The sequence below is a fragment of the Thauera sp. JM12B12 genome (assembly GCF_039614725.1).
Lineage (GTDB): Bacteria > Pseudomonadota > Gammaproteobacteria > Burkholderiales > Rhodocyclaceae > Thauera.
Genome location: NZ_CP154859.1, coordinates 495,526 through 520,930, shown reverse-complemented (window position 1 = coordinate 520,930; position 25,405 = coordinate 495,526). Strand labels below are relative to the sequence as shown.

Annotated in this window: 22 protein-coding genes and 1 pseudogene; 6 read left to right on the top strand and 17 right to left on the bottom strand. The window is 67.4% G+C overall.

Annotated elements, in window-relative coordinates:
• Positions 1–11: 11 nt before the first annotated feature.
• The 13 genes and pseudogenes from AAG895_RS02230 to xsc form a co-directional block, all read right to left on the bottom strand.
• A complete protein-coding gene (locus AAG895_RS02230) occupies positions 12–3,167 on the bottom strand; it encodes a transglycosylase domain-containing protein (protein WP_345793939.1) in 3,156 nt (1,051 codons plus the stop codon).
• 271 nt (positions 3,168–3,438) lie between these two features.
• Positions 3,439–4,089, bottom strand: a pseudogene (locus tag AAG895_RS02225) (cache domain-containing protein); the annotation flags it as partial.
• A 172-nt stretch (positions 4,090–4,261) separates the two neighbouring features.
• On the bottom strand, positions 4,262–5,602 hold the full coding sequence (locus AAG895_RS02220) for a TRAP transporter large permease (protein ID WP_345793938.1): 1,341 nt from the start codon (positions 5,600–5,602) through the stop codon (positions 4,262–4,264).
• Between the two features lie 27 nt (positions 5,603–5,629).
• Positions 5,630–6,181: a TRAP transporter small permease gene (locus AAG895_RS02215; protein ID WP_048707649.1), complete on the bottom strand. Its 552-nt coding sequence runs from the start codon at positions 6,179–6,181 to the stop codon at positions 5,630–5,632.
• A 165-nt stretch (positions 6,182–6,346) separates the two neighbouring features.
• Entirely contained in the window at positions 6,347–7,345 is a 999-nt protein-coding gene (locus tag AAG895_RS02210; RefSeq protein WP_345793937.1) for a TRAP transporter substrate-binding protein, read from the bottom strand.
• A 105-nt stretch (positions 7,346–7,450) separates the two neighbouring features.
• Complete coding sequence (locus AAG895_RS02205; protein WP_345793936.1) at positions 7,451–8,890, bottom strand: FAD-binding oxidoreductase; 1,440 nt, start codon at positions 8,888–8,890, stop codon at positions 7,451–7,453.
• A gap of 30 nt (positions 8,891–8,920) precedes the next feature.
• The gene (locus AAG895_RS02200) at positions 8,921–9,307 is read right to left on the bottom strand and encodes a nuclear transport factor 2 family protein (RefSeq protein WP_345793935.1); all 387 of its coding nucleotides are present in this window, start codon (positions 9,305–9,307) and stop codon (positions 8,921–8,923) included.
• 257 nt (positions 9,308–9,564) lie between these two features.
• Positions 9,565–11,064, bottom strand: a complete 1,500-nt coding sequence (locus tag AAG895_RS02195; RefSeq protein ID WP_345793934.1) for a PLP-dependent aminotransferase family protein — start codon at positions 11,062–11,064, stop codon at positions 9,565–9,567.
• Between the two features lie 46 nt (positions 11,065–11,110).
• Positions 11,111–11,905 carry a thiazole synthase gene (locus AAG895_RS02190; protein ID WP_345793933.1) on the bottom strand — a complete coding sequence of 265 codons (795 nt, stop codon included), beginning with the start codon at positions 11,903–11,905 and terminating at the stop codon, positions 11,111–11,113.
• A 40-nt stretch (positions 11,906–11,945) separates the two neighbouring features.
• The gene (gene thiS, locus AAG895_RS02185) at positions 11,946–12,152 is read right to left on the bottom strand and encodes a sulfur carrier protein ThiS (RefSeq protein WP_345793932.1); all 207 of its coding nucleotides are present in this window, start codon (positions 12,150–12,152) and stop codon (positions 11,946–11,948) included.
• Positions 12,153–12,157: 5 nt separating this feature from the next.
• Complete coding sequence (gene thiC / locus AAG895_RS02180) at positions 12,158–14,074, bottom strand: phosphomethylpyrimidine synthase ThiC (protein ID WP_345793931.1); 1,917 nt, start codon at positions 14,072–14,074, stop codon at positions 12,158–12,160.
• A gap of 21 nt (positions 14,075–14,095) precedes the next feature.
• Complete coding sequence (locus AAG895_RS02175) at positions 14,096–15,136, bottom strand: putative sulfate exporter family transporter (RefSeq protein WP_345793930.1); 1,041 nt, start codon at positions 15,134–15,136, stop codon at positions 14,096–14,098.
• Between the two features lie 107 nt (positions 15,137–15,243).
• Positions 15,244–17,067 carry a sulfoacetaldehyde acetyltransferase gene (gene xsc / locus AAG895_RS02170; protein ID WP_345793909.1) on the bottom strand — a complete coding sequence of 608 codons (1,824 nt, stop codon included), beginning with the start codon at positions 17,065–17,067 and terminating at the stop codon, positions 15,244–15,246.
• A gap of 242 nt (positions 17,068–17,309) precedes the next feature.
• Between xsc and cobS the strand changes: the two genes are divergently transcribed.
• The 5 genes from cobS (at position 17,310) to AAG895_RS02145 (ending at position 21,232) form a co-directional block, all read left to right on the top strand.
• Positions 17,310–18,290 (top strand): cobaltochelatase subunit CobS, encoded by a 981-nt coding sequence (cobS, locus tag AAG895_RS02165; RefSeq protein ID WP_345793929.1) that lies wholly within the window; start codon positions 17,310–17,312, stop codon positions 18,288–18,290.
• On the top strand, positions 18,287–20,020 hold the full coding sequence (locus AAG895_RS02160) for a cobalt chelatase (protein WP_345793928.1): 1,734 nt from the start codon (positions 18,287–18,289) through the stop codon (positions 20,018–20,020). The genes cobS and AAG895_RS02160 overlap by 4 nt, the downstream gene beginning before the upstream one ends.
• A 62-nt stretch (positions 20,021–20,082) precedes the next feature.
• Entirely contained in the window at positions 20,083–20,451 is a 369-nt protein-coding gene (locus AAG895_RS02155; RefSeq protein WP_345793927.1) for a cupin domain-containing protein, read from the top strand.
• A gap of 57 nt (positions 20,452–20,508) precedes the next feature.
• Positions 20,509–20,862, top strand: coding sequence for a Lin0512 family protein (locus AAG895_RS02150; protein ID WP_345793926.1), 354 nt, complete (start codon positions 20,509–20,511; stop codon positions 20,860–20,862).
• The gene (locus AAG895_RS02145) at positions 20,855–21,232 is read left to right on the top strand and encodes a Lin0512 family protein (RefSeq protein ID WP_345793925.1); all 378 of its coding nucleotides are present in this window, start codon (positions 20,855–20,857) and stop codon (positions 21,230–21,232) included. The genes AAG895_RS02150 and AAG895_RS02145 overlap by 8 nt, the downstream gene beginning before the upstream one ends.
• Before the next feature lie 16 nt (positions 21,233–21,248).
• On the opposite strand, the gene AAG895_RS02140 is transcribed toward AAG895_RS02145, so the two are convergent.
• Positions 21,249–21,605, bottom strand: coding sequence for a hypothetical protein (locus AAG895_RS02140; protein WP_345793924.1), 357 nt, complete (start codon positions 21,603–21,605; stop codon positions 21,249–21,251).
• A gap of 190 nt (positions 21,606–21,795) precedes the next feature.
• Here AAG895_RS02140 and AAG895_RS02135 point away from each other — a divergent pair, with 190 nt between their 5' ends.
• Positions 21,796–22,683 carry a LysR substrate-binding domain-containing protein gene (locus AAG895_RS02135; RefSeq protein ID WP_345793923.1) on the top strand — a complete coding sequence of 296 codons (888 nt, stop codon included), beginning with the start codon at positions 21,796–21,798 and terminating at the stop codon, positions 22,681–22,683.
• A 68-nt stretch (positions 22,684–22,751) separates the two neighbouring features.
• Here the strand turns inward: AAG895_RS02135 and AAG895_RS02130 are convergent, their stop codons facing one another.
• The 3 genes from AAG895_RS02130 to AAG895_RS02120 form a co-directional block, all read right to left on the bottom strand.
• Positions 22,752–23,183 (bottom strand): hypothetical protein, encoded by a 432-nt coding sequence (locus AAG895_RS02130; protein WP_345793922.1) that lies wholly within the window; start codon positions 23,181–23,183, stop codon positions 22,752–22,754.
• Positions 23,184–23,226: 43 nt separating this feature from the next.
• Positions 23,227–23,604 carry a nuclear transport factor 2 family protein gene (locus tag AAG895_RS02125; protein WP_345793921.1) on the bottom strand — a complete coding sequence of 126 codons (378 nt, stop codon included), beginning with the start codon at positions 23,602–23,604 and terminating at the stop codon, positions 23,227–23,229.
• Positions 23,605–23,683: 79 nt separating this feature from the next.
• Positions 23,684–25,252, bottom strand: a complete 1,569-nt coding sequence (locus AAG895_RS02120; protein WP_345793920.1) for a BCCT family transporter — start codon at positions 25,250–25,252, stop codon at positions 23,684–23,686.
• Between the last annotated feature and the right edge of the window lie 153 nt (positions 25,253–25,405).

Here is a 25,405-nt window from a genome sequence, read left to right as displayed (position 1 = left end):
GCCCGGCCCGCTTACTCGGCCACCGCCCCGGTGATCCTGCCCTCGCGCAGCCGGCTCGGCGCGACCTCGCCTTCGGGAACACCGCCTTCCTCGCCCGCCCCCACAGCCGCGGGGGCGCCCGACAGCGGCGGCGGCAGGCAGGCGTCCGCGCTCGCCGGTTCCAGGTGCGGGATCAGCAAGGGGCCCATCGACTTCAGGATCTGCACCGGCAGGCCCGAGGTGAAGCGGTAGCTCGCCGCCTCGGGGCCGATCACGTAGGCGGTGAGCGTGCCGAAGTGGCGCGGCCCGAGGTAGAAGACGAAGGTGGCGGTGCGGTTGAGCGCGAGGCCGGCGCGGCCCTTGACCACGATGCGGTTGTCGCCGGTGCCGGTCTTGCCGCCGAGCGCGAGCTCGCTGCCGTCGGCCAGCCTGAAGGCGCCCGCCAGCCGGCGCGCGGTGCCGCCCTCGACCACGTCCGACAGCGCCCCGCGCAGCGCGCGCGCGACCTCGGGCGCCATCACCGGGTCGCCGTCCACCGGGCGGATGGCGAAGGCGGTCTCGTAGGGCGTATCGCGCGCGAAGCGCACCGTGTCGATGCGCTGCGTGGGCAGGCGCAGGCCGTCGTTGACGATGATGCCCATCAGCTCGGCGAGCGCCGCCGGACGGTCGCCCGAGCTGCCGAGCGCGGTCGCGAGCGAAGGCACGAGGTGACCGAAGGGATAGCCCAGTCGTGCCCAGCGGCGGTGGATCTCGAGGAAGGCCTCGACCTCGAGCAGGGTGAAGATGCGCGAGTCCTGGGCGCCCTTGGCGCGGGTGCGGAACAGCCAGCGATACACCTGCTGGCGCTCGTCCGCGCTCGCCGCCACGGCGTCGGCCAGCGTGGCCTCGGGATGCTGCAGGCGGAAGGCGACCAGCCACAGCTCGAGCGGATGCACGCGCGCGACGTAGCCGCGGTCGGGCAGGTCGAAGGCCTCGGGCGCGTGGCGGGCGTAGAGCTGGGCGACGCGCGCCGGGCCGAGCTGCGCCTCGGCGAGGCGGCGGGCGAGGAAGTCGGCGAGCGCCGCCGGCGGCGCCTCGGGTTCGAGGTAGCGGAACACCGCGGCCAGGCGGTCGGCGGTCGGGCGCAGGCCGTCGAGCAGCGTGGAGCGGATCTCCTCCGGCGTGCTGTCCTGGTACTTGCGCCAGAAGCGGCGCAGGAAAAGCTGGCCCTCACGGTCGGCGAAGCGGGCGAGGTACGCGACGCGGCGCGGGTCGTCGTTGTCCTCGAGCAGGCGCGCGGTGCTGCCCGGCACCTGGTACATGGCGTGGCGCACGAGCTCGCGCATCAGACGCACGAAGGGCAGGTTGATCGAGGCCTGCAGCGCCTCGCGCAGCGTGGGCTCGCGCTCGTTGTCGCTGGCGTTGAAGTTACCGAAGGTGTGGCGCCCGCCGCCGGTGAAGAAGCCCTCGCCCGGATGGGCCGAGAAGCGGCGCTCGAGGGCGGCCTCGAGCATCGCCGGCAGGCCGCGGTCGGCGGCGGTGGCCAGATGGTCGATGGCCCAGCGCGTGAGGCGGTCCTCGGCGTCCACCTCGACCCGGCGCAGCGCCGGCGGGTCGAGCTCGGCCAGCCGGTGGTGGAGTTCGGCGACCAGCTCGAGATAGGTGGCGAGTACGCGCAGCTTGGCGGTGGAGCCGAGCTCGAGCTTGCTGCCCTCGTTGATGTCGAGCGGCTGGTCGGTGGTGTCGGTCTGCACGCGGACGCGGTTGCCGCCCGCGGTGCGCTCGACCAGGGTGAAGCTGTAGCGCACCGCGCCGAGCGTGGCCGGGTTGAGCATGCGGTCGCCGATCAGCCCCTGGCTGCGCGCGAACGCGGGGTCGGAGAGCTGGCCAAGGTAGTCGCTCACCGCCTGCTGCAGACCGCCGTGCAGCGTGGTGCCGAGCTCGGCATCCAGGCGGTCGAGGCTGTACAGCGAGGTGCCGAGCAGGCCGGCGAGACGGGTGCGCACCGCGGTCGTGCCCTTGCCCGGATTGGCGGGCAGCCAGGCCGGATCGGTGGCGAGGTTGCGGTAGGCGAGCGGCTGGCCGAGCGCGGCGTCGCGCAGCGTGGGGCTGATCAGCCCGGCCTCCGCGAGCAGGCGCAGGTAGGCGTCGGTGGTGCGCGTGAGCTCGGCGCGTCCGCCGGCCAGATACCAGGACGGCCGGCGGTGGGCGATCATCAGCGCCACCACCTGGCGCAGGGCCTGGCCCTGGGCGATGCGTTCCGCGCCCTCGCCCTCGGGCGCGCCGAGCAGCGCATTGACGCGCTCGAAGTCGGCACCGAACCACACCCACAGCCCGTCGCCGAGGCCGTTGACCTCGCCATGGCCGGGCGCAGCCGAAAGCGGCACGGTGTTGAGGTAGTCGAGCACCAGGCGGCGGCGCACCGGCAGCGTCTGCTCGCCTTCGCGGTAGGCGCGCACCGAGGCCGACACCATCTGGCGCAGCTTCTCGCGCGCATCGAGGGTGATGCCGTCGGGCGAGTGGCGGTACTTCTCGATCTGGGTGGCGAGCGTGCTGCCGCCCGGGGCGTCGAGGTCGGCGTTCACCATGCGGCCGAGCTGGCCGAGCGCCGCACGCGTGAAGCGCACCCAGTCCACCGCCGGGTTCAGCGTCGGACGCGCCTCGTCGAGCAGGTCGCGGTTCTCGATGAAGAGCAGCGCCTGGGCGACGATCGCCGGCACGTCCTCGAAGCGCGCATAGCCGCGATAGGGGTAGCGGAATGCGTACAGCGGCTGGGCGCGGCAGTCGAACACGTCGAGCCCGGCGCGCGCCTTCTCGGCATAGGGCGGAAACAGGCCGCGGTCGACGTGTTCGATCAGCGCGGCGTTGAAGCGTACCTGCTCGGTGAGCGCGAATCCGCGCGCCTGCAGGCGCTCGGCAAAGCGCGGCAGCTCGGTGTAGCCGAGGCGCTGGTCGAAGGGACCATGCGGCGGAAAGCGGATCGCCTCGCTCGGGCCGGCGATGCGCGTGTAGTCGAGCCCGGCGGCGTAGCGCGCGATCTCGCGCGCCTGCAGGCGCGAGGTCCTCACCTCGTCCCACGCCAGCAACCCGCCGGCCACGGCGGCCACCAGCAGTGCGAGGACGATCAGGGCGGCGAGCAGGCGCCAGGGACGCAAGGGCCGGCGCGCGGGCGGCGGCGGGGGATTTTCTGCGGCGCGATTCACGGACATGAGGGAGATATTGCGGTGCGGCAATTATCCCCATAATGCAGCGTGGAAATGACGCTGTTACATGCCCGCCACAGTGGAGTCGGCGCGGCGCGACCGTGATCGCCCGCCGCACATCGGCGCCCGCACCGCCGGCGCCGCCGGAAGCGACGCGCCGGCGGTGGTCCTGCTCAGCGGTTGTAGCTGCCCGCCCGACCAGCAGGCCGTCGACGACGCGGAAGAAGGTGTGCTTGCTCTCGAACTTCAGCGTCATCGGATTGCGCCACAGATAGTCGAGCTCGCCCTTGCCCGCGCGCAGGCCGACGTCGGCCATCTCGCGCACGATCAGGCGGCCACGCGGATCCTTGAGCGTGAAGGCGTCCGTGCCCACCAGGGACGGCGTGGCGCCGTGCGCGAGGAAGCGTCCCGACCCGAGTTCGACGACGAAGACGTAGAGGTCGTTGCGGATGAAGCTGTCGTTCAGGTCCTGGAAGCGCCGCAGGCTCGCCTGGCGATCCTTGTCGAGCGCCTTGACCGCCTCTTCGAGCAGCGCGCGGGCCTGGGTGCTGGTGGCGCGCGGCGGGTAATAGCCGACGGCCACGATGACCTCTCCAACCTTGCGGAAGAAGGTCAACTTGGGGTCGCCGCGGCTGTCTGCGGGGTTGAACCAGTGGTACTCGACCGCGCCTTCGCCGTCACGCTTGGCGATCTCGATCATCTCGCGGAAGAAGGCCCTGCCCTCGCTGTCGCGATAGTCGAGCACGTTGTCCCCGACCAGCGCGGCCGACGCCCCCCCGCTGGCGAGGAAGCGGCCGTCGGTGCGCACCGCATAGGCGTAGAGGTCGCGATCGACGAAGGTGGACTGGCGCGCGAAATCCTCTACCCCGGCCTCGCCGCGCTCCTCGATGTGTCGCACCGCGATCGCGAGCAGGTCCTTGGCACGCATCTCCAGCACGTTCTTGACGACGATCTCGCCGCCCTGCGCCGCAGCGGAGTGAGGGCTGAGCGCAGCGCCCAGCGCCAGGACGGCGGCGAGCGAACATACGAGGGTTCTCATTGGATGGCTCCCGAATCAGTGTGGTCGGAGTGCAGCGGATCGGAACGGACGGCGCGCATGCTCAATACCCCAGCAGCCGCGGCAGCCACAGGCTCAGCACCGGGAAGAAGGCGATCACGAACAGCGCGGTGAGCTGGGCGAGCACGAAGGGATGGACGCGGGCGACGATTTCCTCGACGGTCGAACCACCGATGCCCGAGGCGACGAACAGGTTCTCGCCGAGCGGCGGGGTCATGAAACCGATCGACAGCGCGCAGATCAGGACGATGCCGACGTGGGTGGGATCGGCGCCGAGCATGTACATCACCGGCAGCAGCACCGGCACCAGGATCATGATCGCCGCCAGCGTCTCCATGAACATGCCGACGAAGAGCAGGAACACGATCATGATCGTCCAGATCAGGTACATGTTGTCCGTGATGCTGAGCAGCGAGGCCGCCACCGAGGCCGGAATCTGCTGCTCGACCAGCAGGCGCCCGAACACGGTCGCTGCGAACAGGATCAGCAGCACGCGCCCGGTGATCCAGGTCGTCGTGCGCAGCGAGTTCAGCAGCGCGGCGAACTTGAGCTCGCGGTGCAGGAAGATGCCCACGAACAAGGTGTAGAAGATCGCCACGATCGCCGACTCGGTCGGGGTGAACAGGCCGGTGTAGATGCCGCCGAGGATGATCACCGGCGCCAGCAGCGACCACACGCCGCGACGCAGGGCCGTGCCGATGTCGCCGAAGGACCAGTTCTCGGTGAGGCCGCGGTAGCCGCGCTTCTTCGAGATCACGTAGTTCATCGTCATCAGGCTGACGGCCATGATCAGGCCCGGCACCACGCCGGCGACGAAGAGCTTGGGGATCGACAGCGACTCGAACTCGCCGAACTTGGCGATCGCCTCGGCCGGCGGCTGCAGGCCCAGCGCGGAGATGCCGAAGATCACCATCGGGATCGAGGGCGGGATGATGATGCCCAGGCCGCCCGCCGAAGCGGTGACCGCGGAGGCGTAGCTCTTCTCGTAGTTGCGCTTGGTCATGGCCGGGATCATCAGCATGCCGACCGCAGCCGTGGTGGCGGGGCCGGAGCCCGAGATGGCGCCGAAGAACAGGCAGGCCAGCACGGTGGCGGCGCCCAGGCCGCCGGTGATCGGGCCGGCCATGGTTTCGGCGACGTCCACCAGGCGTTTAGAGATCCCCGCCGCCTCCATCAGCGCACCGGCCAGCACGAAGGCCGGCAAGGCCATGAGCGGGAAGCTGCCCACCGAGGTGAAGGCGATCTGCACGAAGGCGATCGGGTTCTTGTCCAGGGCGATGAACGCCAGCATCGCCGAGCCCGCCAGCGACACCGTGATCGGCGCCCCCAACAGCAGCAGCGCGAAGAAGCTGCCGAACAATATTGCTACCAGGTACTCTTCCATCGTTGTCTCTCCTGTGCGCGGCGGCGGTCAGCTCTTTGCCGCGGAGGCGGCAGCGCGCTTGATGTTTTCGATTTCTTCCGCCTCGGGATCGAGGATCTCGACGCCCTTGAACAGGGTGAGGTAGTTGTTCCACAGGATGCGGATCGACATCAGCAGGAAGGCGACCGGCAGGATCATGTAGAAGTACTTCATCGGGATCCCGGTGGTCTGCGACTTCCAGAACAGGTTCATGCGGTTGAACACGAAGTCGTAGCTCAGCCACACGAAATAGAGGTTGAAGCCGACCCAAAGCAGGTCGGCGAGCGCCTCGCTGACCTTCTTGACGATGGGCGGGAAGAAGCGGAACTGGAAGGCGACCCGGTTGTGCGCGGACATCTTGGCCGCCACCACCGCGCCGAGATAGGCGAACCACACGAACATGTAGGTCGCCACCTCCTCGCCCCAGGGGATCGAGTACTGGAAGAACTGGCGCAGCAGGATCTGGGCAAAGAGCAGCACGACGAACAACGCCAGCAGCGCTTCGCAGAAATACTCCTCTGCGTTGGAGATGAACTTGAGGATGGCGCGTTTGGCCGACATGGCGATCTCTCCCGGACGGAGCTGCGCGGCCCCGGGGCCTGAGCCGCGCTACGCCGGAGCGGCGTGGCGGGCGGGGCGGACCCGCGCATGTTGGGGTTTTGAAGGAGAACTCTGGGCCTGGCAGGCCGGGCCGCGCTCCGGGACGGGAGCGCGGCCCTCCGGGGCTCAGCGGCCGAGCGACTTGAGCGCGGCGTCGAGCTTGTCCTTGCCGCCGATGCTCTTGTAGAACTTCGGCCACACGGTCGTGGTCGCCTTCTCGATCCACTCCTTCTCGCCGTTGGCCGGGTCGGAGATCTCCATGCCCTTGGCCGTCAGCTCGGCGCGGATCTTCTCCTCGGTCTCGAGCAGGTACTTGTAGCTATGCTCGGAGGCCTCGCGACCGGCCTCGAGGATCGCCTTCTGCACATCGGGCTTCTGCGCCTGGAACACCTGCTCGCTGATGATCAGCGGCTCGAGCGAGAAGATGTAGCGGATGTTGGTGATGTACTTCTGCACCTCGTTGAACTTCATCGCCGACACCGTGATGTACGGGTTGTCCTGGCCATCGACGACGCGCTGCTGCAGGGCGGTGAAGGTCTCGGCCCACGACATCGGGGTCGGGTTGACGCCCCAGGCCTGGTAGGTCGCGATCATGATCTCGTTCTTGGGCACACGGATCACCAGGCCCTTGAGGTCGTCCAGCGTCGTCACCGGCTTCTTGGAGTTGGTCAGCACGCGGAAGCCCGAGTACGCCCAGCCCACGATGCGCACGCCGGCGTCGCGGATGGTGTTCTCGGTGAGCTCCTTGCCGATCTCGCCCTGAGTCAGCTTCTTCGCATCCTCGGCGCTCTGGATCACGTAGGGCAGGGTCAGTACGCCCACCGTCGGCGAGAACGGGGTGACGTTGTTGATGGCGAGGATGGAGAAGTCCAGCAGGCCCATCGAGGCGTTGTTGACGGTGTCCTGCTCGTCGCCGAGCTGGCCGTTCGGGAACAGGTCGACCTTGTGCTTGCCGCCGGTCTTCTCGCTGAAGGCCTTGGCGAAGCTGGTACCGAGCTCCCACTGCGTGCCGCCGGCGGCATCGCCGATCGCCATCTTGAAGGTGTCGGCCAGCGCCGCCGGGGCGGTGAACGCCAGGCTGGCTGCGGCGAACATCGATACGAGTACGTTCTTCCTGAATTTCATGGTCGTCTCCTCTATCGCTCGAAAGCTATTGGGATTGTGCTTCGGGTGGGATCGGCTGGTGTGCAAGCGGCACCCCGGGCGCCGAACCGGGATGCCGTCGAAGAATCAGAGCACCTCGTCCTTGAGGTTGTACCAGCGGTAGAGCCACCACTGGCCGAAGCGACGGAAGGGCGCGAAAGCCTGCGACTCCACCATCTCGCGGACGTTGGGGAACGGCAGCTTGGACTTGAAGATCGGCAGATCGAGCTCCTTGCCCTTGCCGGCGATCCATTGCGCCAGCCGGCGACCGGCCTGCGCGGAATACATGACGCCGTTGCCGCCGTAGCCGAGGGCGTAGTAGATCGTCTGCGCGGGGTCCGGCTGGAAGATGCGCGGCATCATGTCGTGGCTCACGTCCACCCAACCCCACCACGAGTAGTCGATCTTGATGCCTTCGAGCGCCGGGAACTTGCGGTGCAGGTCGCGGATGAGGAAGTCCTCGTACTTCTTCTGCGGCGCATCCTGACCGGTGATCGCGCTGCGGCTGCCGATCTGGACACGGTTGTCCGGCATCAGGCGGTAGTAGTGGCGCAGGATCCGGGTGTCGGTGATGACCTGGGTCGTGCGGAAGTTGCAGGCATCGATCTCCGCCTGGGTCAGCGGCCGGGTGACGATCGAGTTCGAGAGGATCGGCAGCAGGCGGTTCTTCAGCTCGGGATGCAGGCTGTTGGAAGTGTAGCCACCGGTGGCCACGCCGACCGCACGCGCGCGCACGATGCCGCCGGGCGTGCGCAGGTAATGCACGCCGTTGCGCGTCTCCCAGCCCTGCACCGGGCTGGCCGGGTGCACCTTGGCGCCGAGCGCGCGCGCCTTCTTCAGGTAGCCGAAGGCGAGCTTGCCGGCGTGGATGCCGATACCCTCGGGCTCGTGCATCGCGCCGCAGGCTTCCTTGTCGTCGACGTACTCGCGACGTACGGTCGCGGCGTCGAGGATGCGGGCGTTGTACTTGAAGGTCTCGCGCAGCAGCTTGGCTTCCTTCTCGAGCGCCGGCATGACCTTGTCGCGGTGCGCGATGTAGAGGTGACCGCCGGGCTGCGGATCGCAGTCGATGTCCTTGATCAGCTCCTTGAAGTTCTCCATGCCGTCGATGCATTCCTGATGCATCTTCAGGGCGGTGTCCAGGCCCCAGCGCTCGATCCACTGCGAGCGCTTGAGCCGGCCGGAGGCGCACTGCGCCTGCCCGCCGTTGCGCACGCTGCAGCCCCAGGCGGTGCGGTTGGCCTCGAGCACGGTGGCCTTGATGCCGTACTCCTGCGCCAGGAAGATCGCCGTGGTCAGCCCGGTGAAGCCCGAACCGATGATGGCCACATCCACGTCGATGTCGTGGGTGATCGGGCCGTCGTCCTCGGGCGGCTCGCCGGCGGTGCCGATCCAGTAGGTCGGCGCGTACTGACGACCGTGGCCGGGCGTGGCCGATACCAGCGGATCGTAGGCCGGATCGTAGGGCGCGGTGGGCTCGGTGGCCCCACCGCCGGCAAAGGACTGCTTCAAGGTTGCGGCTTCCATGGTCAGGCTCCTCGACGTGCGTGCGCGGGATCAGGCGCCGGAAACCGGCGGACGATCCTTGCGGAAGGCGTTCTTGATGGCGATCTTGCCGTTGCGGAAGGTGAAGACATCCACCATGCGCGCCTCGATGCGGGTACCGTCGGCCTTGGTGCCGCAGAAGGTGGTCTCGGAGACGCCACGGTCGCCGACGACGAAATGATCGCCATCCAGCCAGGCGGCGTCAGGGAAGGTCTTCCAGGCAAGTTCGAAACCGGCGCGAACCTCGTCGCGACCGACGAAGCTCTTGCCCATCAGGTCGGGACCGGCAACCGCATGGAAGACGCAGTCGTCGTCCATCATGCTCATCAGGGCCTCGATATCGTGACGGTTCCAGGCGTCGCCAAAGGCCTGCAGGAACGCTACTGTGGGTTGACTCATGCGGGTCTCCTCAAAGGGTTGGAGGTCGGTGCTCGCCGCCAGCCGGCGAACCTCGCTAATTCATGATCCTTATCATAGACATCGCTGGATTAATGGCTTAGATCCACTTGGCTAGAATCGTTTGGTCCAGCGGGAACGGGGCTGGTCCAGACCGCGCGGCCGTGCCGGCGATGCCTGCGGACTCGTTGCAGGGCGCTCTCCGTGGGACTGCCGCACTTGCGGCGGCAAGCGCGTAGCAATCGGCCCGACGCCGACCCTCAGCCCCGGGGCGCGAGCTCGCGCAAGGCGGCAGCCAGGCGCTCGACCCCCTCGCCGATGCGCTCGGTGGCAATTGCGGAAAAGCCCAGACGCAGGCAGTTCCGGGTCGGGGTGGAGGCGCTGAAGAAGACGCTGCCAGGCTCGATCAGTACGCCATGGGACTCGGCCGCCAGCGCGAGCGCCTCGGCGTCGAGCCAGGCCGGCCCTTCGACCCAGCACGACGAGCCGCCCGAAATCGGCACCGGGCGCAGCTCCGGCAGGCGTGCCTCGAGTTCCGCGGCCAGGACCCGCGCGCGCTCCTGATGGGCGTGGGAGAGCCGGCGCAGGAGCGCGTCGTAGTGCCCAAGCGAGAGAAAGAGCGCGAACACGCGCTGCATGTAGGCGGTGGGATGGCGCAGGTTGAGGCGACGGACGCCACGCAGCTCGCGGATGACCTCCGCGGGGCCAACCACGTAGCCCAGCCGCACCCCCGGCGCCAGCGTCTTCGACAGGCTGCCGATGTAGATCACGCGGCCGCTGCGGTCCAGGCTCTTGAGCGCGGGGATCGCCTCGCCCTCGGCCCGGTTCTCGCTCTCGTAGTCGTCCTCGATGAGGATGAAGTCGGCCTCGTCGGCCATGCGCAGCAGGGCTTCCCGCCGCTCGAGCGGCATCGTCACGGTGGTGGGGCACTGGTGACTGGGCGTCACATACACGTAGTCGCAACCGCCCAGCGCGGCGTCGACGACGAGGCCGCCTTCATCGACCTTGAGGTCGACGATGCGCTCGCTGCGGCTGCTGAAGATGTTGCGCGCGTCCGGGTAGCCGGGGTTCTCCATGCCCACCGGGGTGTCGGCGCTGACCAGCAGGTCGGCCAGCAGGTAGAGCGCCTGCTGGGTGCCGACCGTGATCACGATCTCGTCGTCGTTGGCCCACACGCCGCGCCGCGGCAGCACCCGCGTGCGGATCTGCTGCACCAGCGAGTCGTCGTCGCGCAGGATCATGTCCTGGGCCCACTCGCTGATCTCGAGCACGCTCAGGGTCTTCATGCAGCACTCGCGCCAGTCCGCGGTCGGAAACAGGCCGGCATCGAACTGCCCGTACACGAACGGATAGGGAAAGCGCTGCCAGTCCGCGCGCTTGCGGATGTTGCGCTGGAGCGTCGGCCGGAAGCGGAATCGGCGCGACCACTCCGGAGAATGCCCGACCGCCTCCGCCTGCGTCTCGGGGGGCGCCACCCGGCCGGCGAGGATGTTCGGATTGACGAAGTAGCCCTTGCGCTCGCGCGATACGAGGTAGCCCTCGTCCACCAGTTGCTGGTAGGCGATCACCACGGTGTTGCGCGCGACGTCGAGCTGCGTCGCCATCTCCCGGCTCGACGGGATCGGGAGCTCGAGCGGCAACTGGCCGTCGAGGATGGCCGACACCAGCATCTGGCGGATCTGCCCCTGCAGGCTGAGGCCGTTCCCGGCCCAGCGCTGAAAGAACTGTTTCCACATCGTCCCGCTCATCTTGCTGCTCATGATCGTCCTTTGCCAGCCGACGCCGCCGCGGCCCGGCCGCGAACCCTCACGCGGCAAGCGCCGTCAGCAAGCCCTCGGTCGGAGAGGAAGGTTCGGCCATGTATAGCTTGCGCGGCATGCGCCCGGCAAGATGGGCCTCGCGCCCGGCCTGCACGGCCTTCTTCATCGCGCTGGCCATCAACACCGGATTGCGCGCATGGGAGATCGCCGAGTTCATCAGCACCGCGTCGCAGCCGAGCTCCATCGCGATCGCCGCATCCGAGGCGGTGCCGACGCCGGCATCGACCAGCACCGGCACCCGTGCCTTGTCGATGATCAGCCTCAGGTTCCACGGGTTGAGGATGCCCATGCCCGAGCCGATGATCGAGGCCAGCGGCATCACCGCGACGCAGCCGATGTCCTCGAGCATGCGCGCCTGGATCGGGTCGTCCGAGCAATACACCATGACCTCGAAGCCTTCGCGCACCAGGGTCTCGGCCGCCTTCAAGGTCTCGGGCATGTTGGGGTACAGGTTCTGCGGGTCGCCCAGCACCTCGAGCTTGACCAGCGCGTGCCCATCCAGCAGCTCGCGCGCCAGCCGCAGGGTGCGCACCGCGTCCTCGGCCGTGTAGCAGCCCGCCGTGTTGGGCAGGTAGGTGTAGCGCGAGGGCGGAAGGTAGTCGAGCAGGCTGGGCTCGCCGGCGTGCTGGCCGATGTTCGTGCGGCGGATGGCCACGGTGACGATCTCGGCCCCGCTTTCCTCGACCGCGGCGCGCGTTTCCTCGAAGTCCCGGTACTTGCCGGTGCCCACGAGCAGGCGCGAGGCATAGCGCTTCCCGGCGATTATCAATGGATCGTTCATTGCTGTCTCCTGGTTGGTCTCAAGCTTTCGCGCCCGCGCCTCAGCCGCCGCCGACCGCGGCGATCACTTCCAGCCGATCGCCGTCGAACAGCAGGATGTCGCCGTGCTCGGCGCGCGGCACCACGCGGCCGTTGCGCTCCACCGCCACGCGCTTGCCGGCGAGCCCCATGCGCTCGAGCATGTCGCGCACCGTCATGCGGTGCTGCAGGGTCTGGGTTTCCCCGTTGAACGTCACTGTCGTCGTCATCGTCGTCACACCGTCCGGTAAAGATCCGCGCCACTCTTGACGAATTCCACCGCCTTCACCTCCATGCCCTTCTTGAGCGCGTCGGCTTCGTCGATGCCCTGGCTCGCGGCGAAGTCGCGCACGTCCTGGGTGATCTTCATCGAGCAGAAGTGCGGGCCGCACATCGAGCAGAAGTGCGCCACCTTGGCGGAATCCTTGGGCAGGGTCTCGTCGTGGAATTCCTTCGCCTTGTCCGGGTCGAGGCCGAGGTTGAACTGGTCTTCCCAGCGAAACTCGAAGCGCGCCTTCGAGAGCGCGTTGTCGCGGATCTGCGCGCCCGGGTGACCCTTGGCGAGGTCGGCGGCGTGGGCGGCGAGCTTGTAGGTGATGATGCCTTCCTTGACGTCCTGCTTGTTGGGCAGGCCCAGGTGCTCCTTGGGCGTCACGTAGCACAGCATCGCGGTGCCGTACCAGCCGATGGTGGCCGCGCCGATGCCGCTGGTGATGTGGTCGTAGCCCGGGGCGATGTCGGTGGTGAGCGGGCCCAGGGTGTAGAAGGGCGCTTCCTTGCACCACTCGAGCTGCAGGTCCATGTTCTCCTTGATCAGGTGCAGCGGCACGTGGCCGGGGCCCTCGATCATGACCTGCACGTCGTGGCGCCAGGCGATGTCGGTGAGCTCGCCCAGGGTTTTCAATTCACCCAGCTGCGCCTCGTCGTTGGCGTCGTAGATCGAGCCCGGGCGCAGGCCGTCACCGAGGCTGAAGGCCACGTCGTAGGCCTTCATGATTTCGCAGATGTCCTCGAAATGGGTGTAGAGGAAGCTCTCCTTGTGGTGCGCCAGGCACCACTTGGCCATGATCGAGCCGCCGCGCGAGACGATGCCGGTCATGCGGTTGGCGGTCAGCGGCACGTAGCGCAGCAGCACGCCGGCGTGGATGGTGAAGTAGTCCACGCCCTGCTCGGCCTGCTCGATCAGGGTGTCGCGGAAGATCTCCCAGGTGAGGTCCTCGGCCTTGCCATTGACCTTTTCCAGAGCCTGGTAGATCGGCACCGTGCCGATCGGCACCGGCGAGTTGCGGATGATCCACTCGCGGGTCTCGTGGATGTTCTTGCCGGTGGACAGATCCATCACCGTGTCGCCGCCCCAGCGGATCGCCCAGGTCATCTTGTCGACTTCCTCGGCGATGCTGGAGGTGACGGCCGAGTTGCCGATGTTGGCGTTGATCTTGGTGAGGAAGTTGCGGCCGATGATCATCGGCTCGCTCTCGGGGTGGTTGATGTTGTTGGGGATGATGGCGCGGCCACGGGCGATCTCGTCACGCACGAACTCGGGCGTGATCGTCGCCGGCAGGCTGGCGCCGAAGCTCTGGCCCGGGTGCTGGCGCAGCATCATGTCGGCCATCTTCTGGCCCTTGGGGCCGGTGGCACGCAGCGATTCGATGTAGCGCTCGCGGTTCAGGTTCTCGCGGATGGCGATGTATTCCATCTCGGGGGTGATGATGCCGCGCCGGGCGTAGTGCATCTGCGTGACATTGGCGCCCGCCTTGGCGCGGCGCGGGGCGCGGTGCAGGCCAGGGAAGCGCAGCTCGTCGAGCGCTGTGTCGGCGGCGCGGGCGCGGCCGTACTCGGAGGACAGGCCGGGCAGCACCTCGGTGTCGCCGCGCGCCTCGATCCATTGCTGGCGCAGCGCGGGGAGGCCCGAGCGGATGTCGATCTTCGCCGCCGGGTCGGTGTAGGGGCCGGAGCAGTCGTAGACGAAGATCGGCGGGTTGGGCTCGGCGCCGAAGGAGGCCGGGGTGTCGGCCTGGGTGATCTCGCGCATCGGCACGCGGATGTCCGGGCGCGAGCCCTCGACGTAGATCTTGCGCGAGTTGGGCAGCGGGGCGATCGCGGCCGCGTCCACATGGGCCGTGGCGGCGATGAATTTTTCGTTGGCGTTCATGGGCTCTCCTTGGAGCGAAGGTCAGGCGGACAGCAGGCGCGTCAGGAACACGATCGCAAGCATGTAGAAGGCGATGAACAGCGTCTCGCTCGACAGCAGCACGATCGGCTTCCAGCCCAGCGCAGCCAGCTTTTCGAACGAGGTCTTCACCCCGAGCGCTGCAATCGAGATCACCAGGCACCAGCGCGACACGTCCGAGCTCACCTCGACCACCTGCGCCGGAATCCAGCCCAGGCTGTTGATCACCACCAGCCCGGCGAAGGCGACCAGGAAGAAGGGCAGCAGCGGCGCCTTCTTGCCGCCGGCGCCGCCGACCTTCGCGGCCTCGGCGCGGAAGCTCAGCGCGAGCACCATCACCACCGGCACCAGCATGGCGACGCGGAACATCTTGGCCAGCGTGGCCGCATCGCCGACCGCGGGCGAGATCATGAAGGCGGCGCCCACCACCTGGGCGACGTCATGGATCGAGCCGCCGAGGAACATCCCGGCCTCGCCCACCGATAGCCCGCCGGCGGTCACCACCAGCGGGTAGAGGATCATGGCCGCGGTCGAGAAGGTCGCCACACCGATCGCGGTGAGCAGGGTGTAGTGCTCGTTCTCCTTGGTCTGCGGCAGCGTGGCCGAGATCGCCATCGCCGCGGAGATGCCGCAGATCCCGGTGGCGCCGCCCGAGAGCAGGCCGAGCATGGACGGCAGGCCGAGGATGCGCGCCATCAGCAGGCCGAAGCCGATCGTCAGCACCACGGCACCGGCCAGCGCGCCGACACCGGCCAGGCCGAGGTCGGACACGTCGCTGAAGGCGATCCGCGCCCCCAGCAGGGCGACACCGAGGCGGACGAGCTTCTTCGCCGAGAACTCGATGCCCGGAATGCACTTGTCGTTGTCGGAGAGAAAATGGAAGGCGATGCCGATCAGCAGCGCATAGAGGAATTTGGGGCCGCCGTAGTGCTCGGACACGAAGGCGGCGGTGATGCCGATCACGCTGCACAGCATGAATCCGGGCAGCAGCCTGCGGACTTCGGCAAGCATCGGCACGGGCAGGGATTTGGTCTGGGCGTTCATGGGCGGCGCGATCCGGTTCTGGTTGTCAGGGACTGCAGGTACGAGGAAGAAACCCGCCGCGCCCGGGCCGAAGCCGGGCGCGGCGGGGGTTCGGAACCCCGGAGCGCTCAGACGTAGTCCTTGTACTTCTCCAGGAAGCGCACCGGCTTGGAGAGCGCGTCACGACGGAACGGGTCGCCCAGCTCGCGCGTGCACATGATCTCGATGATCGTCGTCTTGCCGTGGTTCATCTGCAGGTCGATCGCCTTCTTCAGCGCCGGACCCACGTCCTCCAGACGATCCACCGTGATGCCCTCGGCGCCCATCGCACGCGCGATCTCGGCAAAGCTCTGGTTGTCCAGCTCACCGGCCACGAAGCGGCGGTTGTAGAAGTCCACCTGGTTCTTCTTCTCCGCGCCCCACTGACGGTTGTGGAACACCACCGCGGTCACCGGAATGTTGTGGCGCACGCAGGTCATCGTCTCCATCAGGCTCATGCCCCACGCGCCGTCACCGGCGTACGACACCGCCGGACGGTGCGGCGCGGCCACCTTGGCGCCGATGATGGTCGGGAACGCGTAGCCGCAGTTGCCGAAGCTCATCGCCGCGAAGAAGCTGCGCGGCTTCTCGAAGCGCAGGTAGCTGTTGGCCACCGAGTTGATGTTGCCGATGTCGGTCGACACCATCACGTCTTCGGGCATCGCCTTCTCGAGCTCGCGCAGCACCTGGCGCGGGTGCAGGTACTCGCCGCCCGAGAACGGCTTCTCCTTGGCGTTCTCCTCGATCATGTCCAGGCTGAACGGGTCGCGCTCGTGCGTCCACTCGTCGAGCTCCTTCTCCCACGCGGCCTTCTCGGCGGCGATCTTCGCCGCACGCTCGCCCTTGGTCGCGTCGCAGTCGAGCGCACGATTGGCCAGACGCGCCGTCAGCGCCACCGCCGCCGCCTTGGCGTCGCCGCAGATGCCCACCGAGATCTTCTTCACCAGACCCAGCATCTTGTTGTCCGCGTCGATCTGGATGATCTTCGCGGTCTTCGGCCAGTAGTCCATGCCGTGCTGCGGCAGCGTGCCGAAGGGCCCCAGGCGCGAACCCAGCGCCACCACCACGTCGGCCTGGCTGATCAGCTTCATCGCCGCCTTCGAGCCCTGGTAGCCCAGCGGGCCGCACCACAGCGGGTGGCTCGCCGGGAACGAGTCGTTGTGCAGGTAGCTGTTGACCACCGGCGCGCCCAGGCGCTCGGCCAGCGCCTTGCACTCCTCGACCGCGTCGGCCATCACCACGCCGCCGCCCGAGATGATCACCGGGAACTTGGCCTTGGCCAGCAGCTCGGCCGCTTCATTGAGGCTTTGCTCGCCGCCCGCGCCGCGCTCCAGGCGCTGGGGCTTGGGGATCTCGCAGGTGATCTCGCCGTAGAAGTAGTCGCGCGGAATGTTCAGCTGCGTCGGGCCCATCTCGCTCAGCGCGCGGTCGAAGCAGCGGCCGGTGTACTCGGCCATGCGCGCCGGGTGGGTGACGTGGCCCTGGTACTTGGTGAACTCCTGGAACATCGGCAGCTGGTTGCATTCCTGGAAGCCGCCCAGGCCCATGCCCATCGTGCCCGTCTCCGGGGTGATGATCACCACCGGGCTGTGCGCCCAGTACGCCGCCGCGATCGAGGTCACGCAGTTCGAGATGCCCGGGCCGTTCTGCCCGATCACCACGCCGTGGCGACCCGACACCCGCGAGTAGCCGTCGGCCATGTGGCCCGCGCCCTGCTCGTGCACCACCGGAATCAGCCGGATGCCGGCCGGCGCGAAGATGTCCATCGCGTCCATGAAGGCCGAGCCCATGATGCCGAACATGTCGGTGACACCATTGGACACCAGGGTTTCGACGAAGGCTTCGGAGGGGGTCATCTTGGTCGGGCCGCTCGGAATCGTGCGGCCGTCGGTCAGCGTCTGGGTCTGGCTCATGGAATGTCTCCAGGTTGTGATCGTTCTAATCGGGACGAAATGTTCCGATATCCGAGATACTCGAACGAACTCTAGGCGCCAACGTCCAAAAGGTCAAGCTCAAATTTTAAAAAACGGTACGTATTGAATGTTTTTTTGAAACTCGTCTATGATGCAGCACCGGTTGCAATCGGCACCCGGCGATACCGCAGCTGCGCACAACGCGAGCGCGTATCAGGCAAGGGAATGACGAGGAGACTGGCATGACGGAAAGTGTGTCGAGCCGCCCCGACCGGATGGTGTCGGTGCGCGAAGTGTTCGGGATCGACAGCGATCTCAAGGTGCCGGCCTTCGCCGAGCGCGACGACCACGTGCCGGACGTCGATGATGCCTACCGCTTCAACCCGGACGTCACCCTGGCCATCCTCGCCGGCTTCAGCCGCAACCGCCGGGTGATGGTGCAGGGCCTGCACGGCACCGGCAAATCCACCCACATCGAACAGGTTGCCGCGCGTCTGAACTGGCCATGCGTGCGGGTGAACCTGGACGGCCACATCAGCCGCCTCGACCTCGTCGGCAAGGACGCCATCGTCGTGCGCGACGGCCTGCAGGTGACGGAATTCCAGGAAGGCATCGTGCCCTGGGCGCTGCAGCGCCCGGTCGCGCTGATCTTCGACGAGTACGACGCCGGCCGCCCCGACGTGATGTTCGTGATCCAGCGCATCCTCGAGCGCGACGGCAAGTTCACCCTGCTCGACCAGAACCGCGTGATCCACCCCCACCCCTGGTTCCGCCTGTTCGCCACCGCCAACACCGTCGGCCTGGGCAACCTGTCCGGCCTGTACCACGGCACCCAGGTGCTGAACCACGCCCAGATGGACCGCTGGAACATCGTCGCCACGCTCAACTACCTGCCGCGCGACGAGGAAGTCGCGATCGTGCTCGCGCGCGTGCCGGGCAAGAACTACGACAAGGGCCGCAAGCTGATCGCCTCGATGGTGGCGGTCGCCGACCTCACCCGCAAGGGCTTCGCCGCCGGCGACATCTCCACCCTGATGTCGCCGCGCACGGTCATCACCTGGGCCGAGAACTGCGAGATCTTCCGCAACCCGGCGCTCGCCTTCCGCCTGTCCTTCCTCAACAAGTGCGACGAGGTCGAGCGCCCGATCGTCGCCGAGTACTACCAGCGCTGCTTCGGCGAGGAACTGGACGAATCCTGGATGCGCACGTCGGAAGCGCAATGATGGCGACGGCGCAGCAGAACGCGAAGCGGCAGCAGAAGGTCGAGGAACTGTGCGCCGCCACCCTGCGTGCGCTGACCGGTGACGCCGCGCTGCACTACCGCGGCCGGCGCCTGCACCGCGGGGAGCGGCCGCTGCCGATGCATGCGCCGCACCTGCGCATCGACCCCGACCACGACGACTTCGCCGACTGTCGCGCCGCCGCCGACGGCATGGCGCTGCGCCTGCTGCATTCGGACGCCGCGCTGCACCGCAGCCTGTGCCCCGCCGACCCGATCGAGCGCCTGCTGTTCGAGCTGCTCGAGCAACTGCGCGTCGAGACCCTCGCGCCGGCCGACATGCCGGGCATGACCGCCAACCTCCACCACCGCTTCGAGAACTGGTCGCGCGCCTTCTACCGTTCCGGCCTCACCGAGGGCCGGCTCGGCATCCTGCTGTACACCGTGGCGCAGATCTGCTGGTCGCGGCTGACCACCAAACCGGTGCTGGAGGAAACCGAGGACTACATCGAGAGCACCCGCTTCTCGCTCGTCTCCCAGCTCGGCAGCGCGCTCGCCGGCATCCGCCGCAATCGCCACGACCAGCGCCGCTTCGCACCTCATGCGCTGGAGATCGCGCGCATCGTGGCCGAGACGATCCGGGCCGAGACCGCCGCCTCGGCCGGCGACGAGGAGGCCGAGGCGAAGGACGAGGAGGTCCGGCGCGGCTTCGCCCTGCTGCTCGACTTCGACCGCGACGAAGGCGGCGACGACGGCATCGCCGCCGCCCTCACCGGCCACAGCAAGGCCTTCGAGGACGCCGAACAGGCCTACCGCGTATTCACCACCCGCTACGACACCGAGGTGCAGGCCGGCACCCTGGTGCGCAAGGCCCTGCTGCGCGAATACCGCGAGCGCCTGGACAAGCGCATCGCCGCCCAGGGCATCAACCTGCCGCGGCTGGCGCGCATGTTCGCCGCCATCCTCGCCGAGCCGCAGCGCGACGGCTGGCTGTTCGGCGAGGAAGAAGGCCACATCGACGGCCGCCGCCTGAGCCAGCTCGTGAGCTCGCCGACCGAGCGCCGCCTGTTCCGCCAGGAGCAGTACAAGCCGGCGGCCGACTGCGTGGTGAGCTTCCTGCTCGATTGCTCGGGCTCGATGAAGGCGCACATCGAGCCGGTGGCGATGATGGTCGACATCATGATCCGCGCGCTCGAAATGGTGGGCGTGCGCACCGAGCTGCTCGGCTTCACCACCGGCGCCTGGAACGGCGGCCGCGCCCACCGCGAATGGCTGGCCCGCGGCCGCCCGCCCCGTCCGGGTCGCCTGAACGAGGTCTGCCACATGGTGTTCAAGGACGCCGATCGCAGCTGGCGGCGCGCACGCACCGACATCGCCGCGCTGTTCAAGGCCGACCTGTTCCGCGAGGGCATCGACGGCGAGGCGGTGGACTGGGCGTGCAACCGCATGCTGGCGCGCGGCGAGGCGCGGCGCATCCTGGTCGTGATCTCGGACGGCTGCCCGGCCGACGGCGCGACCGGGCTGGCCAACGACCCCTTCTACCTCGACAACCACCTCAAGGACGTGGTCGCGCGCCGCGAGCAGCAGGGCGCCGTGGAGATCCTCGGCCTCGGCGTCGGCCTCGACCTCAGCCCCTTCTATCGCCGTTGCCTGGCCACCGACATGACGCGCGGGCTGGACAACGAACTGTTCTTCGACATCGTGCAGCTGTTCGGTGGCCGCCACCGGCGCTGAAGCGCACGCCGAAAAGGAACACCCGGACACTGCCCTGCATCGACCGACGAGGCCCCACCACAATGACGATCAAGGTCATCGATTTCAGCCAGGACGACGGACAGCGCGAGCGCAGACGGCTCGCCGACCTGCCCGGTCGCGTCGTCGACGGCGACCCGCAGCATCAGAGCACCACCTTCTTCGAGAACCCGGCCGGGGATTTCATCGCCGGCACCTGGACCAGCACGCCCGGGCGATGGCATGCCTTCACCGACCGCGACGAGTTCTGCTACATCATCAGCGGCCATGTCCGCCTGATCGCGGCCGACGGCAGCGCGCAGACCTTCCGCACCGGCGATGCGTTCCTGATCCCGGACGGTTTCCGCGGCTACTGGGAGGTGATCGAAACCACGACCAAGCATTTCGTCATCCGGAGCTACACACCCGGCTGACCGCACCGGACGGCGGCCGCCCCGTCGCCCGGAAACACCCGACCAAGGAGCACGACAATGGCCAAGACTCGCATGGTCACGCAGTTCGGCATGGGGACTTCGATCCGCAGCCAGGACTACACCCAGGCCGCGGCGCGCGCGATCCGCGACGCGCTGTGGCACAACTCGCTCAACGTGGCGACCGCCTTCGGCTTTCCGCGCGAGGCGATGCTGATCGACGTGGAGATCGGCGTACAGAAGCCCGAGGCGGTCGACACCGCCGTCCTGCTCGACATCTTCCCCTATGGCCAGCCCACGATCCGCGTCGTGCGCGGCGGCCTCGACGTCTGCAAGCCCGATGGTAGCGATCCGACCGTGATCGCCAACGCTGCCCTCGTGGTGTCCTTCGACATGGAGCGCAGCGATGACTGAGAAACGCATCATCCTCGAGATGGGGACCGGCAACGATCTCTACGGCGGCGACTACACCAAGGCCGCCTGCCGCGCGGTGCAGGACGCCCTGCACCACTCCTCCATCGTGCTGTTCAAGTCGCTCGGCTACGACCACCGCGACATGCGCGTCCAGGTGACGATCGGCGTACAGCAGCCGGACAAGGTCGATGCCGCGGTGGTCGCGGCCACACTGCCGCGCGGACGCGCCGAGGTGACGATGGTGTTCGGCGGGCTGGACGTCCACGACCCGGTGCAGGAGACCACGCACGTGATCGCCACCGCAGCCGTCGCCGCGCTGCTGCCGATCGAGCCGGGGGCCTGGCGCCTGAGCGCGCCCGCGCAGGGCTGAACGCCGCAGCCGCGATTCAGGCGCTGGCGCGCATCGGTGCGCCGGCCGCCGTCCGGCCGCGGTTGCCTGCAGGCTGACGTGTGCGCACCACCGAAGCCTCGGCCGCTGCCAGCAGGGCCCGGTCCGCTTCGTCGAGATGGAGCCCCCGGGCTTCGAGCCGGCCGAGCGTGTCATCGAGCTCCCAGGGCGCGGCGAGCACGCGCTTGCGGCCATTGCGGAACTGCACATGGAGCCAGTAGGCATCCGTTTCCGGCGAATGCCGCAGGTAGAGGCGCGCGACCTCATCCGGCGAGGACAGCGCCGTCTCCAGCGCGCCCTCCTTCTTGGTGCGTCCCCTGAAGTAGGAGATCGCCAGAAAGGCGGCCAGGGCCACGATCTGACAACAATTCGCTCTCCGACCTTCCCGGGCTGCAGTTCCGAACGGCCAAAATTGCTATCTCGGAACGGTAAGACTAGTTTTCGCTGGCCGGCGCGTAGGCCCCCGCAACAGATCAAGGTGCGAACAGAGGGCAGCACGGCACCAAACCGCCGCCCTCCAATCCGAACTGGACTGAGAGGTTTTCATGAAAATTGGTAACCTTCAACTTAACTGGCTCCGAACCTTCGAAGCGGCCGCTCGGCTTCTGAGTTTCTCGCTTGCAGGCGAAGAACTGCACCTGAGCCAGTCAGCCGTCAGCCAGCAGATAAAGCTGCTGGAACACAAGCTCGGCAAGGACCTGTTCCTGCGCCAGACGCGCTCAGTTCAACTGACCACCGAGGGGCGCGCCCTTCTTGATGTCGTCAGGGAAGGGCTACAGCGGCTGAATTCCGGCATGAACAGCATCTTCAGCTCCTCGGCCGACGGGGTGCTAGAGCTGCATGTGAACAACACCTTCGGCGAACTGTGGCTGGCGCCGCGCATCGGACGCTTCATCGCTCACCGCCCGCAGCTGTCGGTGCGCATGCTGCAGACAAACTGGGATCTGGAATACCAGGCGGCCAATACCGAGTTGGAGATCCGCTACGGCAATGGCAGCTGGCCCGGTTTCGAGACCCGCAACCTGCTGCCGCATACCTTGCGGCCGTACTGTTCGATCGCCCACGCCAACCGGCTGCACCGCGCAGAGGGCTTCGCGCATATGCCGCTGATCGATGTGCTGGGCACACCGAATGGCTGGCTCGACTGGAAGCGTGTGTACCACCCCGAGGCGGCCGAGCGTCCGGCACGCATCCATGTCGACAGCTACGCCATCGCGGCCAGCATGGCCATCGAGGGCATCGGCGCCTGCCTCCTCTACGACGACTTCGTGAGCGGCTCGCGGCTGGAGCCCTTCCTGGTGTGTCCGTTTGACGCGCCGATCAGCTGCGACGCCGGTTACTACCTGACCTGGCGCAGCGACAAGCCGCTGTCGGCCGCGGCGGCGGAGTTCTGCGCCTGGCTCGACCTCGAGCCGCCTTTCGGCCCCGGTTAACGGCCGACCGCCACGCCGCACGCAATGGCGGGGTGGCGGTCGGGGTGATCCGCGCGGCGGTGCGCCGTTTACATCGTCGGTGGCCAGACGAAGTCCGGGCGCAGGCCGGCGTGGGCTGGCAGGCCGTCGTCCGGCGCCGGAGCGGCCGGGTCTCGGTTGGCGTGGTAGGTCGGCGCCGGGAAGCCCGGCGCGTAGCCCATCAGCGTGGGAATGACGCCGCGGATGCGGCCGAGCTGGTCGCCGATCATGATCGGTGCGCCGCAGCTTCGGCAGGTGGCGAAGACCAGCGGATTGGACGAGTCCTCGACATCGAAGGGCTGGCGTTCGACCAGCTCGATGTTCTCGACCACCAGCTCGTCATGGTTGAAATAAGCCACCTGCGCTGCGGCCTGGCCGGTGCGGTGCTGCGTGGCGGCGCCATGGCAGATGTGGTTGTCGATGGGGGCATGATCGGAATGGGTGCGGATGTGCGCGCATCCGCCTTCGAATGTGTATGACATGGTCTTTCCGTGGGTGGGTGGATCGGTGCGGACGCCCGGCGGCTTACACCGGGTCGAGCAGCGGGCGTTGCTTGCGGAAGGCCTGCTTGCGGATGATCTTTCCGTCACGCAGGGTGAACAGGTCCACGCTGTCGGCGTGATGGCGGTAACCGTCGGGCTGTGTGGCCACAAAGGTCGACTCCGACACGATGCGATCCTGTGCGAAGTAGTGCTTGCCATTGATCCATTGCACATCGGGCATCGTGCCCCAGGTGGCTTCGAACTGCGCCATGACGGCTTGCTTGCCGACGATCCGGGTGCCATGGGCTTCCGGCCCGGCCACGGTGTCGAACACCACGTCGTCATGGAAGTAGGTTTGCACGGCGTCGATGTCGTGCCGGTTGAAGGCATCGAACATGGCGTCCAGTTCTGCTTCGGTCATCTGAGTTTTCCTTGAATTGGGGGAGAAGGGCGGTGCCGGGGCGCCGCCTGGGGGATAGGGCGTCGGTGTGGTGCCGCGCTTACATCTGCCCGGCCTTGGCCGAACGGAGCATGCGATTGACCGACACGATGTAGGCGATGCCCACAACGAAGAAGGGCGCGCCGACCACGATGGCCAGTGACTTGATCGCCGTGAATCCGCCGGTGAGCTGGAACACGATGCCGGTCAGGCCGATCACCACGCCCCACAGCAGGCGCATCGACACGCGGGGGTTTTCCTCGCCGTTGGACACCTGCATGGCGACGAAGAACGAGGCCGAGTCGGAGGTGGTGACGGCGAACACGATGGTGCAGAACAGCACGGCCAGGCTCAGCCACCAGCCGTAGGGCATGGAGTTGAGCAGCATGTACACACCGGACTCGGGGTTTGCCTGGACGCCTTCCCACAGCGGTGCGATGCCATTGACCTCGGTGTAGCCGGCCGAACCGCCCCACACGCTGAACCACACGATCGCCAGCACCATCGGCACGAGCGTGGTGCCGAACACGAACTCGCGCAGCGTGCGCCCTTTCGAGATGCGCGCGATGAAGCCGCCGCAGAACGGGATGTAGGACACATACCAGAGCCAGTAGAACACCACCCACCAGCCCAGCCACTCGCGCTGAGTCACGTTGCCCGCATCGCTCCAGAACGACATCGTCAGCATTGAGCCGAAATAGTCGCCAAACTGCTGGGTGGTCAGGTTGAGCAGGTAGTGAACCGGTGCGTTGCCGAACACGATCAGCGCCAGCACGATCAGCCCGGCGATGACCATGTTGGCCACGCTCAGGAACTTGATGCCCTTCTCGACGCCGGTGGCGGCCGAGATCACGTAGGCGATGATCACGCCCATCATCACCATCACCTTGCCGAAGGTGCCCAGCTCGATCTCGAACAGCATCGAGATGCCGTAGCTGATCGAGGCCACGCCCAGGCCGATCATGGTGGCGTTGCCGCCGATGGTGCCCAGAATGCCCAGGCCATTGGCCAGGCGGCCCCAAAGGCTGCTGTTGCAGCGATCGCCGAGGATGCCGTACAGGCCGGTTGCCACGGTCAGCGGCTTGCCCAGCCGGTAGGCCGGGAAGGCAATCGCCCAGGCGGCCACCGCGTACAGCGCCCAGCCATGCATGCCCCAGTCGAGCAGGGTGATCTGCACCGCCTTGGCAATGCCGGCTTCCTTGCCGGCCGCGCCCATGTCGATCACGTGCGGCGATTCATGCAGGTGGGTGAGTGGTTCGGCCACGCTGAAAAACACGAAGCCAATGCCCAGGCCGCAGCAGAACAGCATCGACACCCACGAGGCGAACGAGAACTCGGGCACGGCATCTTCCTTGCCCAGCTTCAGGTCGCCATACGGGCTGATCGCTAGGTAAAGGCAGAAGAACAGCGTGACGCCGACGCCGAGCAGGAAGGCCCAGCCGAAGTTGAAGATCAGAAAATTGCGCACGCCCACCAGCCAGGCGCCGGTGCCCTCCGGCACCAGCAAGGCGCAGGCCATGATGGCGATGTATACCGTCAGGACCGGCCAGAACAAGGTGTGGTCATAGTCGCCGAACAGCGATGTCGCCGACCCGCTGCGGGGCGGGCTGTGTCTGAGTACATGTTCCATTCTTTTGTCTCCTCGTGTGGATGCTCTCCTGCACTTGGTACGGGCCCGTGTTAGCGGCGCCTTATGGTGTGTCGTGCAGGTCGTACGGTGCTGCTGTTATGTGTCGTTGGAAACTCTCGCAAGAACCGGCGCCGTGTGTGCGCCAAGTTTGAA

Coding starts and splice junctions, on each gene's coding strand:
- AAG895_RS02230 (WP_345793939.1), bottom strand. CDS start 3,167: ATGTCCGTGAATCGCGCCGCAGAAAATCCCCCGCCGCCGCCCGCGCGC.
- AAG895_RS02220 (WP_345793938.1), bottom strand. CDS start 5,602: ATGGAAGAGTACCTGGTAGCAATATTGTTCGGCAGCTTCTTCGCGCTG.
- AAG895_RS02215 (WP_048707649.1), bottom strand. CDS start 6,181: ATGTCGGCCAAACGCGCCATCCTCAAGTTCATCTCCAACGCAGAGGAG.
- AAG895_RS02210 (WP_345793937.1), bottom strand. CDS start 7,345: ATGAAATTCAGGAAGAACGTACTCGTATCGATGTTCGCCGCAGCCAGC.
- AAG895_RS02205 (WP_345793936.1), bottom strand. CDS start 8,890: ATGGAAGCCGCAACCTTGAAGCAGTCCTTTGCCGGCGGTGGGGCCACC.
- AAG895_RS02200 (WP_345793935.1), bottom strand. CDS start 9,307: ATGAGTCAACCCACAGTAGCGTTCCTGCAGGCCTTTGGCGACGCCTGG.
- AAG895_RS02195 (WP_345793934.1), bottom strand. CDS start 11,064: ATGAGCAGCAAGATGAGCGGGACGATGTGGAAACAGTTCTTTCAGCGC.
- AAG895_RS02190 (WP_345793933.1), bottom strand. CDS start 11,905: ATGAACGATCCATTGATAATCGCCGGGAAGCGCTATGCCTCGCGCCTG.
- thiS (WP_345793932.1), bottom strand. CDS start 12,152: ATGACGACGACAGTGACGTTCAACGGGGAAACCCAGACCCTGCAGCAC.
- thiC (WP_345793931.1), bottom strand. CDS start 14,074: ATGAACGCCAACGAAAAATTCATCGCCGCCACGGCCCATGTGGACGCG.
- AAG895_RS02175 (WP_345793930.1), bottom strand. CDS start 15,136: ATGAACGCCCAGACCAAATCCCTGCCCGTGCCGATGCTTGCCGAAGTC.
- xsc (WP_345793909.1), bottom strand. CDS start 17,067: ATGAGCCAGACCCAGACGCTGACCGACGGCCGCACGATTCCGAGCGGC.
- cobS (WP_345793929.1), top strand. CDS start 17,310: ATGACGGAAAGTGTGTCGAGCCGCCCCGACCGGATGGTGTCGGTGCGC.
- AAG895_RS02160 (WP_345793928.1), top strand. CDS start 18,287: ATGATGGCGACGGCGCAGCAGAACGCGAAGCGGCAGCAGAAGGTCGAG.
- AAG895_RS02155 (WP_345793927.1), top strand. CDS start 20,083: ATGACGATCAAGGTCATCGATTTCAGCCAGGACGACGGACAGCGCGAG.
- AAG895_RS02150 (WP_345793926.1), top strand. CDS start 20,509: ATGGCCAAGACTCGCATGGTCACGCAGTTCGGCATGGGGACTTCGATC.
- AAG895_RS02145 (WP_345793925.1), top strand. CDS start 20,855: ATGACTGAGAAACGCATCATCCTCGAGATGGGGACCGGCAACGATCTC.
- AAG895_RS02135 (WP_345793923.1), top strand. CDS start 21,796: ATGAAAATTGGTAACCTTCAACTTAACTGGCTCCGAACCTTCGAAGCG.
- AAG895_RS02130 (WP_345793922.1), bottom strand. CDS start 23,183: ATGTCATACACATTCGAAGGCGGATGCGCGCACATCCGCACCCATTCC.
- AAG895_RS02125 (WP_345793921.1), bottom strand. CDS start 23,604: ATGACCGAAGCAGAACTGGACGCCATGTTCGATGCCTTCAACCGGCAC.
- AAG895_RS02120 (WP_345793920.1), bottom strand. CDS start 25,252: ATGGAACATGTACTCAGACACAGCCCGCCCCGCAGCGGGTCGGCGACA.